General features: G+C 72.4%; 10 protein-coding genes. 5 read left to right on the top strand and 5 right to left on the bottom strand.

Going from position 1 to position 12,343, the window contains the following annotated elements; translation table 11 throughout:
* Nucleotides 1-99: 99 nt before the first annotated feature.
* Together IEZ07_RS27425 and IEZ07_RS27420 are read right to left on the bottom strand one after the other, a co-directional pair.
* Complete coding sequence (locus tag IEZ07_RS27425; protein ID WP_191897397.1) at nt 100-1,509, bottom strand: aldehyde dehydrogenase family protein; 1,410 nt, start codon at nt 1,507-1,509, stop codon at nt 100-102.
* A 440-nt stretch (nt 1,510-1,949) separates the two neighbouring features.
* Entirely contained in the window at nt 1,950-2,570 is a 621-nt protein-coding gene (locus IEZ07_RS27420) for a mycothiol-dependent nitroreductase Rv2466c family protein (RefSeq protein WP_068903661.1), read from the bottom strand.
* Nucleotides 2,571-2,793: 223 nt separating this feature from the next.
* Here IEZ07_RS27420 and pepN point away from each other — a divergent pair, with 223 nt between their 5' ends.
* From pepN to IEZ07_RS27395, 5 genes are all read left to right on the top strand, one after another.
* Nucleotides 2,794-5,367 carry an aminopeptidase N gene (gene pepN, locus IEZ07_RS27415; protein ID WP_191897396.1) on the top strand — a complete coding sequence of 858 codons (2,574 nt, stop codon included), beginning with the start codon at nt 2,794-2,796 and terminating at the stop codon, nt 5,365-5,367.
* A gap of 231 nt (nt 5,368-5,598) precedes the next feature.
* Nucleotides 5,599-6,582, top strand: coding sequence for a hypothetical protein (locus IEZ07_RS27410; protein ID WP_068903657.1), 984 nt, complete (start codon nt 5,599-5,601; stop codon nt 6,580-6,582).
* Nucleotides 6,583-6,713: 131 nt separating this feature from the next.
* Nucleotides 6,714-7,526, top strand: a complete 813-nt coding sequence (locus tag IEZ07_RS27405) for a nuclease-related domain-containing protein (RefSeq protein ID WP_239320729.1) — start codon at nt 6,714-6,716, stop codon at nt 7,524-7,526.
* Between the two features lie 224 nt (nt 7,527-7,750).
* Nucleotides 7,751-9,589 carry a dihydroxy-acid dehydratase gene (ilvD, locus tag IEZ07_RS27400; RefSeq protein ID WP_068903650.1) on the top strand — a complete coding sequence of 613 codons (1,839 nt, stop codon included), beginning with the start codon at nt 7,751-7,753 and terminating at the stop codon, nt 9,587-9,589.
* 332 nt (nt 9,590-9,921) lie between these two features.
* Complete coding sequence (locus IEZ07_RS27395) at nt 9,922-10,407, top strand: helix-turn-helix transcriptional regulator (RefSeq protein WP_068903649.1); 486 nt, start codon at nt 9,922-9,924, stop codon at nt 10,405-10,407.
* Nucleotides 10,408-10,563: 156 nt separating this feature from the next.
* Here the strand turns inward: IEZ07_RS27395 and IEZ07_RS27390 are convergent, their stop codons facing one another.
* The 3 genes from IEZ07_RS27390 to IEZ07_RS27380 all read right to left on the bottom strand — a co-directional run bounded on the left by IEZ07_RS27390 (nt 10,564) and on the right by IEZ07_RS27380 (nt 12,258).
* On the bottom strand, nt 10,564-10,770 hold the full coding sequence (locus IEZ07_RS27390; RefSeq protein ID WP_068903647.1) for an FmdB family zinc ribbon protein: 207 nt from the start codon (nt 10,768-10,770) through the stop codon (nt 10,564-10,566).
* A gap of 99 nt (nt 10,771-10,869) precedes the next feature.
* Nucleotides 10,870-11,694 carry a GNAT family N-acetyltransferase gene (locus IEZ07_RS27385; RefSeq protein ID WP_191897394.1) on the bottom strand — a complete coding sequence of 275 codons (825 nt, stop codon included), beginning with the start codon at nt 11,692-11,694 and terminating at the stop codon, nt 10,870-10,872.
* Between the two features lie 54 nt (nt 11,695-11,748).
* Complete coding sequence (locus IEZ07_RS27380) at nt 11,749-12,258, bottom strand: HNH endonuclease (protein ID WP_068903643.1); 510 nt, start codon at nt 12,256-12,258, stop codon at nt 11,749-11,751.
* Between the last annotated feature and the right edge of the window lie 85 nt (nt 12,259-12,343).

Genomic DNA, 12,343 nt, shown 5'->3' with positions numbered 1-12,343 from the left:
GCCCGCCGCGGCCGGGACCGCGCGCCCGCACGTCCTCCGCGGCCCGGGACCCGCTCCCCTCCTGGAGAGGTCGGAGCCCGCGACCCGCCCGGAGAGGGGTCAGAGCTGGAGCGACTTGGTCTCCAGATACTCCTCCAGACCGAACTCCCCCAGCTCGCGCCCGAGACCGGACTGCTTGTAGCCCCCGAAAGGGGCCAGCGGGTTGAACCGGCCGCCGTTGATCGCCACCTGGCCGGTGCGCAGCCGCCGCGCCAGGGAGACGGCCCGGTTCTCGCTGCCCGCCCACACCGCGCCCGCCAGGCCGTACGGCGTGCCGTCGGCGATGGCGACGGCCTCGTCCTCCCCACGGCTGTAGGGGATGATCGTCAGGACGGGGCCGAAGATCTCCTCCTGCTCGATGACCATGCCGGGCTCCACCCCGGCGAAGACCGCGGGCTCCACGTAGAACCCCCTGCCCGCAGGGCGGTCGGCGCCTCCGGCGACCAGCCGGGCGCCCTCCTCCTGGCCCCGGTTGATGTAGCGGACGACGCGGTCGCGCTGCGCGGCGGAGACCAGCGGACCGAGCCGGGTGGCCTCGTCGAAGGGGTCGCCGACGGTGTACTTGGCGGCGGCCGCCACGGCCAGCCTGACGGCCTCGTCGTACTGGTCGCGGTGGACGATCATGCGGGTCCAGGCGGAGCAGGTCTGGCCGGAGTTGAGGAAGGCGTTGGCCACCGTCGCCTTGACCGCCGTCGGCAGGTCGGCGTCCGGCAGGATCACGCTCGCCGACTTGCCGCCGAGCTCCAGCGCCACCCGCTTGACCGTCTCGGCGGCGAGCGCGGCGACCCGGCGCCCGGCCGCGGTGGAGCCGGTGAAGGAGACCATGTCCACGCCGGGGTGCGCGGCGACGGCCTCGCCGACGACCGGGCCGTGACCGCTCACCATGTTGAACACCCCGGCGGGCAGCCCCACCTCGTCGAAGACCCCGGCCAGCGCGAAGGCCGCCAGCGGCGCCACCTCGCTGGGCTTCAGCACGACCGTGCAGCCTGCGGCGAGCGCCGGTCCGACCTTGCACACGATCTGGTGGAGCGGGTAGTTCCACGGCGTGATGGCGCCGACCACGCCGACCGGCTCCCGCAGGATCCAGGAGTTGCCGATCCTGCGGGTGTCGAACTCGTAGGCCTCGGCCAGCCGGGCGTAGGAGTCCAGCACCCCGGCGGGCATCAGGGTCTGCACCTTGAGCGCCATGCCGTAGGGGGCGCCCATGTCGGTGGAGATGATCCTGGCTATCTGGTCGGAGCGCTCCCGGATGAGCGCGGCCGCCGCGGCGAGGACCTTGCCCCGCTCGGCGGGGGGCGTGGCCGACCACCGCGGCAGGGCCGCGCGGGCGGCGGCCACGGCCGCCTCCACGTCGGCGGGCGACCCCGCGGGGACCCGGTCGATCAGTTCCTCGGTCGCGGGGTTGACGACGTCGATGCTCGCGCCCGACGCCGACGGCCGCCATGCTCCGTCCAGATAAAGGTGACGCATTCCCTCATCCTTGCGCGAGGACCGGGGGGAAGGCGAGAGTCCCGATCGCTACGCGGCGTGTTCGTTGCATCACCGACCGTCAAAGGCGCGGCTGGATGCTGTCCGTCGCTTCGTCCGCCAAGAATACGGAGGAGCGTCCCGGTCGGTGGTGAATAGCCGAGATCTCGCACATTCGCCATGTCTCGTCGCATCTCACCGTGCATGAGGGGAGCACAGCTCCCCTCACGTCTCATCGCACGCGCGAGCGGCACCGCTGCCGTCGCGCGCACGCACGCACGTACGGACGGCACGGCTCCTGTCGCGTTCCGTCGCACGTGAGAGCGGCACGGCTCCCGCCATGCGCCGTCACGGCACGAGGGAGTGCGGCTCCCGTCGCACGCGCGGCCGGTTCCCCGGCCGCGCGGCCCACCGGCTCAGCCGGAGATCGACATCCGGGTGCGTCAGTCGAAGATCGGCGGCCGGGTGCGGGAGCGCTTCAACTCGAAGAAGCCGTCGAAGCCGGCGACCAGCCGGACGCCGTCCCAGAGCCTGCCCGCCTCCTCGCCCTTGGGCGCGGGCGAGATGACCGGACCGAAGAACGCGACGTCGCCGACCGCGATCACCGGGGTGCCGACCTCCTGGCCGACCCGGTCGATGCCGTCGGCGTGCGAGGCGCGCAGTGCCGCGTCGTAGGCGTCGGAGTCCATCGCGTCGGCGAACGCGCGGTCCAGGCCCGCCGCCTCGAGCGCCTCCTCCACGGTCTCGCGGAGGGTGTCGAGCTGCTTGACCCTGCCCTCGTTGTGGAAGCGGACGCCCAGCTCGGTGTAGAGCCGGCCGACCGTCTCGGAGTCGTGCTTCTCCTGCACCGCGGTGACCACCCGGGCCGGGCCGAGGGCCTTGCCGATCATCTCGCGGTAGTCCTCGGGGACGTCCTTGTCCTCGTTGAGGACGTACAGGCTCATGATGTGCCAGCGCGGCTCGATCGGCCGCACCTTCTCCACCTCCAGCAGCCAGCGCGAGGTCATCCACGCGAAGGGGCAGAAGGGGTCGAACCAGAGGTCCACCGGTGTGCGCTCGGTCATCGGTCAGCTCTCTCCTCAAAAGGATGTTCCTCCACGGGACAACCCCTCGCGCGAGAGGTCGTATTCCGCCCGCGGGCGATCGCGCCGGGGATCTTCTCCACCCTCCGGAGAGGAGGCCGGGCCGTCATCCGATCTTCCAGGCGACGATTCCCCGCCCCTCGTGGCAGGATTCAGAACAGTCCTCCAGCAACGGAGCGGAGGAAGTTGCGACGAGGGAGCGGTAGTGGCAGGCAATCTGACCCGTGACGAGGCCCGCGAGCGCGCACGGCTGCTCAGCGTGCAGTCGTATGCGGTGGAGCTCGACCTGACCGAGGGTGAGGAGCGCTTCGAGAGCGTCACCACGGTCCGCTTCACCAGCACCCGGGCCGGCGCTGAGACGTTCATCGACCTGGCCGGGGCCAAGGTGCGCAAGGCCGTCCTGAACGGCGCCGAGCTCGACGTGAGCACCTACGACCTCGAGACCGGCCGGCTCCCCCTGCCGGGCCTGGCCGAGAGCAACGAGCTGCGGATCGACGCCGACTGCTCCTACATGCGCACCGGCGAGGGCCTGCACCGTTTCGTCGACCCGGTCGACAAGAGCGTCTACCTGCACAGCCAGTTCGAGACGGCCGACGCCCACCGGATGTACGCCTGCTTCGACCAGCCCGACCTGAAGGCGACCTTCGAGCTGACCGTGCTCGCACCCTCCCACTGGGAGGTGATCTCCAACGCGGCGCCCGACGGGATCGAGGACCTCCCCGAGCACCGCGGCAGGCACGGGGCCCTGCAGGCGTCCAAGCGCTGGCACTTCCCGCCCACCCCGGTGATGAGCACCTACATCACCGCGCTGTGCGCCGGGCCGTACCACAAGGTGACCTCCGAGCACGACGGCATCCCGCTGGGCCTGTACTGCCGGGCCTCGCTCGCCGAGCACCTGGACGCCGACAACATCTTCGAGGTCACCCGGCAGGGCTTCGACTTCTTCCACAAGGTGTTCGGCCTGCGCTACCCCTTCGGCAAGTACGACCAGCTCTTCGTGCCGGAGTTCAACGCCGGCGCGATGGAGAACGCCGGCTGCGTGACGTTCCTGGAGGACTACGTCTTCCGCTCCCGCGTCACCGACGCCGTCATCGAGCGCCGCGCCGAGACGATCCTGCACGAGATGGCGCACATGTGGTTCGGCGACCTGGTCACCATGCGCTGGTGGGACGACCTGTGGCTGAACGAGTCCTTCGCCACCTACGCCTCGGTGCTCTGCCAGGCCGAGGCCACCCGCTGGGGCCAGGGCGCCTGGACGACCTTCGCCAACGTGGAGAAGGCCTGGGCCTACCGCCAGGACCAGCTGCCCTCCACCCACCCGATCGCCGCCGACATCGTCGACATGCACGCGGTCGAGGTCAACTTCGACGGCATCACCTACGCCAAGGGCGCCTCGGTCCTCAAGCAGCTCGTCGCCTACGTCGGCCTGGACAACTTCCTGGCGGGCGTGCGCGACTACTTCAACGAGCACGCCTGGGGCAACACCGAGCTCTCCGACCTGCTGCGCGCGCTGGAGCGCACCAGCGGCCGCAACCTGTCGGAGTGGTCCAAGGAGTGGCTGGAGACCTCCTGGGTCAACACGCTGCGCCCGGCCTTCGAGGTCGACGAGGCGGGCCGCTTCACGAGCTTCGAGGTGCTGCAGGAGGCTCCGGCCGACTACCCGACGCTGCGCTCGCACCGCGTCGCCATCGGCCTGTACTCCTACTCCGGTGACGCCCTCGTCCGCGTCAAGCGGGTCGAGCTCGACGTGGTCGGCGCGCGCACGGCCGTGGCCGAGCTGGTCGGCGAGGTCCAGCCGGACCTGGTGCTGATCAACGACGACGACCTGACCTACGCCAAGGTCCGGCTGGACGAGCGCTCGCTGCGCACGCTGGTCTCCGGCGGCATCGCGAAGTTCGCCGGGCCCTCGGGTTCGCTGCCCCGGGCGCTGTGCTGGTCGGCGGCCTGGGACATGACCCGCGACGCCGAGATGGCCACCCGCGACTACGTGGCGCTGGTCGCCTCCGGCATCGCCTCGGTCGAGGACATCACCGTCGTCCAGACCGTGCTGCGCCAGGCCCGCCTGGCCGTCCAGCAGTACGCCGACCCCGCCTGGCGCGCCGAGGGCCTGGCCCTGCTGGCCTCGGCGCTGCGCTCCCTCGTCGCCGTGGCGGAGCCCGGCTCGGACCACCAGCTGGCCTACCTCAACGCGCTGGCCGCCACGGCCGTCTCCGCCGACGACATGGCGTTCCTGAAGGGCCTGCTGGACGGCACGGTCGTCCTGGAGGGCCTGACCGTCGACACGGACCTGCGCTGGACCCTCACCCAGGCCCTGGTCTCCGGCGGCGTGCTCGGTGACGCCGACATCGCCGAGGAGCTGCTGCGCGACCCCACCGCGACCGGCGAGCGCGCCGCCGCCCTGGCCCGCGCCGCCCTCCCGACCGCCGAGGGCAAGGCCGGCGCCTGGAACGCGATCACCGAGGGCGGGTTGAGCGGCGCGCTGCTCCGCTCGACGGTCGGCGGCTTCATGGACCCGCGCCACCCCGAGCTGCTGGAGCCGTACGCCGACCGGTACTTCGCCGAGATCGGCCGGATCTGGAAGTCCTGGACCTCCGACAGCGCCCAGAACTTCGCCAACGGCTGCTACCCGGCCCTGGCCGTCTCCCCGGAGACCGTCGCCAGGACCGAGCGGCTGATCGAGGAGAGCAACCCGCCGCACGCGCTCAGGCGCCTGCTCCTGGAGGGCGCCGACGGCGTCCGCCGCGCTCTGCGGGCCCAGGCCAGGGACGCGTCGGCCTGAGGGACCGGACCGGCAGGCGCCCCCGCGGGAAACGGCGGGGGCGCCGTCGCGTTCCGGCTCCGGACGCTCCGAATGCTCCGGACGGCGGGGCGCCGCGGTGCCCCCGCGCCGGGCGCACCGGGCTCCGCGCACGCTGCACACTCCGTACGCCGGGGGCGCCGCCGCGCTCCCCGAGACGGCGCCGGCGGTTCCGCGAACCGCCGGCGCCGGGAAAAGCGAGGCCGTCCGCTGATGGATTCGGTACAGGACCTGCTCGTCGCGCTCGCCAGGCGGCACGCGTTCGCCGACCTCGAGGCCCTAACCGACGATCCCGAGGTCGCCGCGGTGTGCGAGTTCGGGCACCGATTGCTCTCCCTCGACGCCGAGGACTTCGCCGCCGAGGCCCGGCGGGTGCCCCCGGCCCTGCGGCGGCGCGCGCGGGCGTGCACCATGCCGCAGACCCCCAGGGAGCAGCCGCGCGGCGCGCTGGAGTCGCTGCGCCCGGCCTACGGGCTGCTGCTGGAGGTGATCGCGATCCGCTGGGAGCGGCGCGAGCTCAGCCCCATGGTGGCCGCCCTGCACATCGCCAGCGAGTACCTCCCGATGCTCGCCTTCGAGTCGGTGCTCGGCCACGCGGGCGACCCGGTCCGCTGGCCCGCCGGGCTGAGCTCGCCCGGCAGCAGGTTCGGCGTGATCGGCGACCGCGAGTGCGACCACACCAAGTCCGAGCAGTCGGCCGCCAACCGGACCCTGCGGGTGGCCGTGGAACCCGCCGAGGGCTGGCGGGCCTACTTCGACCGCCAGCACAGCCAGGTCGCCGGCGCGCTGGCCACCTGCGTGTCCGACTGCCGCAGCCCCTGCACCGCGATGGACTGGGTGGCCCCGGGCCCGCGCGAGGACCTCGCCCTGCGCTCACGGGTGGCGCTGGCCTTCGCCGAGACCCCGCTGGTACGGCTCCGCCACGCGGCACCGGTGGGCCACGGGTTCGGCGTGCCCTCGCCCGAGGAGGTCCTCGAGGCCTGGGAGCGCAGCCGGGTCCTGCTGGCCAAGAACGAGGTGGGCGGCGCGGCCGGGCGGGAGGACGGATTTCCGCTGCCGGGGCTGCCCAGCCTCTTCTCCGCCGTCGCCGCCGCCCCGGTGACCGTCTCGACGCTGCTGGAGGACATCACCGTCCACCTGGTCGGACTGCTGAGATCCGGCGGAGACGGGGCCTCGGGGCGGACGGGGGTTCTCTAGAGAGGAAACGTATGGATACCCGCTGCGGTGCACCCTCATGCGGGTGACCGTGGTCACAAAAGTGTGAGTTGGGGACTACTAGGCACCCTCTTGGAACTTCGGCTACCGTGAGTCACGTGGACTCCGGTCATGTGCCAGAAGACGGTAACAGCACGTCACCGCTCCGGGTCGGTGATCGCCGGGCCGAGGAGAGGCCGGCGGCTCGGCCCGTCGCGCCCGCGTCTACGTACGCGCCGACCGCCGAGCGGGCCTCCCTGCGCGGCCTGCTCGGCCATCCCCGCTACCGTCCGCTCCGCCGCCGGCTGCTGATCGCGGTCGTCGCGGGAGTGGCGGGGGGCTTCCTGCTCGCCGGCTGGCGCTGGGGGGTGACCGCCGCCGTGCTGGCCGCGATCGCCGACACGGTGGTGCGCGCCCGCTCGCACTCGACCGTGCCCGCCTGGCGGCGCGCCTCGGTCGCCGAGCGGCGCACCGAGGCGCAGCTGAAACGGCTGGAGCGCAGCGGCTACCGCACCCTGCACGCCCGCGCGATCCCGGACAGCGAGGCCCAGATCGACCATCTGGTCATCGGCCCCACGGGGGTCTACGCCGTCGACTCCGAAAAGTGGGACAAGCGGCTCCCGGTGCGGGTGCAGTCCCACCGCAAGCTGTTCCACGGCCCGTTCGACCAGAAGAAGCGCCTGGACGAGGCCCGCTGGGAGGCGAGCCGGGCCGCCGAGCTGATCGGCAAGGCCCTCGGCCGCGAGGTCGTCATCGTCCCCTCTCTCGCGATCTACGGGCCGCCCGTCCCGTGGAAGGTCCTCACCGTCCGCGAGGTCGACGTGTTCGACGGCTCGCGGGTCCGTAAGTGGATCACCAAGCGGGAGCGCTCGCTCACCGACGCCGAGATCCGGAAGATCTACGAGATCGCCGAGCGGGTCCTGCCCTCCCGCTATCCCGAGAGCTGACCCGTTCCCCGTCCCGGACGCCCGGTGGCCCCCGCCGCCGGGCGTTCCACGTCTCTTCGGCGTCTCTTCGGCGTCCCTTCGTCGCCGCCGCCGCCGCGCCGGACGCGTTCCGGGCGTCCGCCCTGGACATCGCGGGGGACGTCCGCAACATGGACCGCGGGTCTCACCAGGCGGGCGCTGGCCGTACCATTTGAAGACTCAGCGTCGATGATGGGAGAAGCGTCATGCCGGCCCTCAGGTCTCGTACGGTCACTCACGGCAGGAACATGGCCGGAGCCCGGGCCCTGCTCCGGGCGACGGGCGTGGACGGCGGCGACTTCGGCAAACCGATCATCGCCGTGGCCAACAGCTTCACCCAGTTCGTCCCCGGGCACGTCCACCTGCGCGAGGTCGGCGACGTCGTCGCCGGCGCGATCCGCGAGGCCGGGGCGATCCCGCGGGAGTTCAACACGATCGCGGTCGACGACGGCATCGCCATGGGCCACGGCGGCATGCTCTACTCGCTGCCCAGCCGCGAGCTCATCGCCGACGCGGTCGAGTACATGGTCAACGCCCACTGCGCGGACGCGCTGATCTGCGTCTCCAACTGCGACAAGATCACCCCGGGCATGCTGCTGGCCGCGTTCCGGCTCAACATCCCCACGGTCTTCGTCTCCGGCGGCCCGATGGAGGCCGGCAAGACGGCGGGCCGGAAGCTCGACCTGATCGACCCGATGATCGCCGCCGCCAACGAGGACGTCTCCGACGCCGAGCTGCTGGAGATGGAGGAGAACGCCTGCCCGACCTGCGGCTCGTGCAGCGGGATGTTCACCGCCAACTCGATGAACTGCCTCGCCGAGGCCATCGGCCTGGCGCTTCCGGGCAACGGCACGATCCTGGCCACCCACAAGGCCCGCAAGAAGCTGTTCCAGGATGCCGGCCGGCAGCTGGTGGAGATCACCCGCCGCTACTACGAGCAGGACGACGAGAGCGTCCTGCCGCGCAGCATCGCCACCAAGGAGGCGTTCGAGAACGCCATGACGCTGGACGTGGCGATGGGCGGATCGACCAACACGATCCTGCACATCCTCGCCGCGGCCCGCGAGGCCCAGGTGGACTTCGGCCTGAAGGAGATCAACGAGATCTCGCTGCGGGTGCCGTGCCTGTGCAAGGTCGCCCCGGCCACGGACAAATACCACATCGAGGACGTGCACCGGGCCGGCGGCATCCCCGCCATCCTGGGCGAGCTCGACCGGGGCGGGCTGCTCCACCGCGACGTGCCCACCGTCAACGGCGGCACGCTGGGCGACTACCTCGACGCCTGGGACCCGAAGTCGGCCGGCGCCCTGCCCGAGGCGCGGGAGCTGTGGCACGCCGCCCCCGGCAACATCCGAACCGTCAAGCCGTACTCCCAGGAGGCCCGCTGGGACTCCCTCGACCTCGACCGCGAGGGCGGCTGCGTGCGCGACATCGAGCACGCCTACACCCGCGACGGCGGCCTGGCCGTGCTCTACGGCAACATCGCCGCCGAGGGGTGCATCGTCAAGACCGCCGGGGTCGACGAGTCTATCTGGCGCTTCTCCGGGCCCGCGGTGGTCTTCGAGTCGCAGGAGGACGCGGTCGAGGGCATCCTGAACAACCGCGTCAAGGAGGGCGACGTCGTCGTCATCCGCTACGAGGGGCCCAAGGGCGGGCCCGGCATGCAGGAGATGCTCTACCCGACCTCGTTCCTGAAGGGCAAGGGGCTGGGCAAGGCCTGCGCGCTGATCACCGACGGCCGCTTCTCCGGCGGCACCAGCGGCCTGTCCATCGGCCACGCGTCCCCGGAGGCGGCCGAGGGCGGGACCATCGCCCTGGTCGAGGACGGCGACCTCGTCGAGATCGACATCCCGGGCCGCTCGATCGAGCTGAAGGTGCCGGAGCAGGAGCTGGCCGCCCGGCGCGAGCGGCTCCTGGCCGACCTGGGCGGCTACCGCCCCCGTGACCGCCACCGCCCGGTGACGGCCGCGCTCCAGGCCTACGCCGCGCTGACCACCTCGGCCTCCACCGGCGCCTCGCGCGACCTGTCCCAGCTCTCCCGGTAGGCGCATCCGCGCAGGACCGTCCGCAGGCGGTCCTGCGCGTCCCGGGTACGGCCGCGCCCGGGGACGGCCCCGGCACGTCTCCGGGCACGCCGGGTACGGTCCCGCCCGGAGTACGGCCCCGCGCGCCTCCGGGCACGCCATCGGACGACCCGGACGGTGCACCCGGCCGGGCTCTCCCATGACGGACATACGGACGGCGAATCCTGCCAGTCTCCATGACGGGCATCCGGACGGCGAATCCGCGGCGGCATGCCGGGCTTTCCCTTGGGTTATAGTCCTGAAGCCGGTAACTCTGTTCGAAAAATGTCGGCGCTCGTCCGTATTCTGTGGGTATGGCTACCGTCATGAAGCCCCCAGCCAGCCCGCTGACGACCGCCGAGATCGCCGCCCTCGCCCTGTCCCTGGCACACCTGGGGTCGGGCCCGCAGGCCGCCGCCGCCCGGCACGGCCTCCGCCACGCCTTCGAGCACCTGGAGCTCGACGACGACGTCACCGCAGCCACCCTCGCCACCCTGACCGAGCCGCTCCCCTCCGCCGTCGCCGACCGGGCCAGGACCATCGCGAGCGCGATCACGTCCCGGCTCGTGATCCGCCTGCACTACCGGGACGTCTCCGGCCGGATCACCGTCCGTGACGTCGACCCCGTGACCTGCATGGTCCACCGCGAGCACTGGTACCTCGTGGGCATGTGCCGCATGCGCGGTGCGATCCGGGCCTTCCGGTTCGACCGGATCATCGCCACGGAGCCCACCTTCGTCCCCGCCCGGCCGCATCCGGCCGAGCGCTTCCTGCCCTTCCAGGGCAAGCGCGCGGCGTGACCCTCCGCAAGCGGTGTGATCCCCCTCGGGCACATCCGCTGAAGCGCCGCGCCGTGCGCCCCTGAGACGCCGGAACGCCGCCCCGCGAGCGCAGGGCGGCGTTCTCCCGTGCGGATCCGCGACCTGGACGCCGCTTCCCGGAGACTCCGGCCGGGGTCAGCCGCAGCAACCACCACCGCAGCAACCGCCACCACCGGCGGGCCTGGGGGCGGCGGCGCCGCCGGTCATGGCGACCGTGGACAGCAGCCGGACGGTGTCCTCGTGTCCCTCGGGGCAGAGCGCGGGTTCGTCGGACTTGGCCATCGGGCGCGAGAGCTCGAAGGTGGAGCCGCAGGCGCGGCAGCGGAAATCGTAGCGAGGCATGCCACCAGATTACTCAGGCCGCCGGGTTCCTCCCCCTTCCCGGAGCAGTCGTGACCCGGTCGTCGCGGAGACGTCACGGAATCCGGCGCGACGGTGCCCTCACCCGAATGCGATCGCGGCGTAGTCGGCGATCGCCCGGTAGCCGATCGCCTGGTAGACGGAGTTGGAGACCGGGTTGCCCAGATCGGCGAAGAGCAGCACCTCGATGGCGCCGGCGTCCAGCGCCTCGCGGGTCACCGCGCGCGTGACCGCCTCGCCGTATCCCCGGCCACGGAACTCCGGCGGCGTGTAGACCGGGCCGATCCGCGACATCGAGGCGATCGGCACGGAGAAGGCCGCGCACGCGACGGGACGCCCGCCGTCCTCCCACAGGATCAGCTCCTCCCGGCCGATCCGGCTGGAGACCACCGGCAGCATCTCGCCCGCCGCCCGCTCCCCCAGCGCCTCGAGGTGGAAGTCGGCGAACCAGGCCGCCAGAAGCTCACGGTCACCGGTGCCCGCCGTACGGGCGGCCCCGGGGACCGGGCGCCGGGGCGGGGTCACGATCTCCAGCCGGTAGAGGCGCTCGGGGACGCGCCGGGCCACAGGCCGCCACCAGGAGGCGGCGAACGCCTCCGCCTGTGCCAGCGGCCCCTGGACCTCGGGGACCTCCCGCTCGGCCTCGATCAGCGCGGCGGCCAGGGACGGCACGGAGGAGGCGGGGAGGTCGGGCAGGAGCAGCCCGCGCGGCGGCGTCTGGAGCGCCGCGGCGACGGTCCGGCCGTCCTCCTCCAGCCAGGCCAGCAGCACGTCCCCGCTGTGGACGCCGACGCGGATCGCGCGCAGGACGGTGAGCGGGACGGTGTTGCGGACCGGGTCGCGGAGCAGCCACGGCTCCGCCGCCCCGGCGAACACCTCGACGTCGGAGGTGAAGATCCATGCCATGCACCGATTGTGCCGACAAGGACCTCGCCGGGGCGAGCGGATACGGGGCTGATCTCAGGCCGCGTTCTCCGCGAGGTACGGAGCCCACTGGGGGTCACCGACGACGTGCGCGCCGATCAGCCGCCAGTGCACGCCGCGCGGCACCACCGGGGCGACGTTCAGCGTCCAGCCCAGCTCCTCCAGCAGCCTGTCGGCCTTGCGGTGGTTGCACGTCGTGCACGAGGCCACGCAGTTCTCCCACGTGTGGGGGCCGCCGCGCGAGCGGGGGATCACGTGGTCGATGGTGTCGGCCCGCTGGCCGCAGTAGGCGCACCGGTAGTCGTCCCGGCGCATCAGCGCGGTCCTGGTCAGCGGGATCCGCGACCGGTAGGGGATGCGGACGTAACGACGAAGCCTGATCACCGACGGCACGTCGACCGTGCGGCTCGCCGAGCGGAGCACGGCGCCCCGCCCGTCGCGGTGCACGACGTCCGCCTTCTCCCGCAGCACCAGCACCACGGCGCGGTGCATGGGGAGGGTGGTCAGGGGTTCGAAAGTGGCGTTGAGCAGAAGGACCTGGCGCATCAGCGGGCCTCTCCCGCCGTGCGTCGCGTCGTCTCGGGGGGCACGCCGTCGCGTGCCCCGGTTGGCGGCCCCTCTTGGGGCCCGG

It is taken from the genome of Planomonospora parontospora (assembly GCA_014647935.1).
Lineage (GTDB): Bacteria > Actinomycetota > Actinomycetes > Streptosporangiales > Streptosporangiaceae > Planomonospora > Planomonospora parontospora.
This window is presented reverse-complemented; position numbering and strand designations above follow the sequence as displayed.

What these genes read in the sequence shown, in the direction of transcription:
- IEZ07_RS27425 (WP_191897397.1), bottom strand. Translation starts at nt 1,509, where the DNA reads ATGCGTCACCTTTATCTGGACGGAGCATGGCGGCCGTCGGCGTCGGGC.
- IEZ07_RS27420 (WP_068903661.1), bottom strand. Translation starts at nt 2,570, where the DNA reads ATGACCGAGCGCACACCGGTGGACCTCTGGTTCGACCCCTTCTGCCCC.
- IEZ07_RS27410 (WP_068903657.1), top strand. Translation starts at nt 5,599, where the DNA reads ATGGATTCGGTACAGGACCTGCTCGTCGCGCTCGCCAGGCGGCACGCG.
- ilvD (WP_068903650.1), top strand. Translation starts at nt 7,751, where the DNA reads ATGCCGGCCCTCAGGTCTCGTACGGTCACTCACGGCAGGAACATGGCC.
- IEZ07_RS27395 (WP_068903649.1), top strand. Translation starts at nt 9,922, where the DNA reads ATGGCTACCGTCATGAAGCCCCCAGCCAGCCCGCTGACGACCGCCGAG.
- IEZ07_RS27390 (WP_068903647.1), bottom strand. Translation starts at nt 10,770, where the DNA reads ATGCCTCGCTACGATTTCCGCTGCCGCGCCTGCGGCTCCACCTTCGAG.
- IEZ07_RS27385 (WP_191897394.1), bottom strand. Translation starts at nt 11,694, where the DNA reads ATGGCATGGATCTTCACCTCCGACGTCGAGGTGTTCGCCGGGGCGGCG.
- IEZ07_RS27380 (WP_068903643.1), bottom strand. Translation starts at nt 12,258, where the DNA reads ATGCGCCAGGTCCTTCTGCTCAACGCCACTTTCGAACCCCTGACCACC.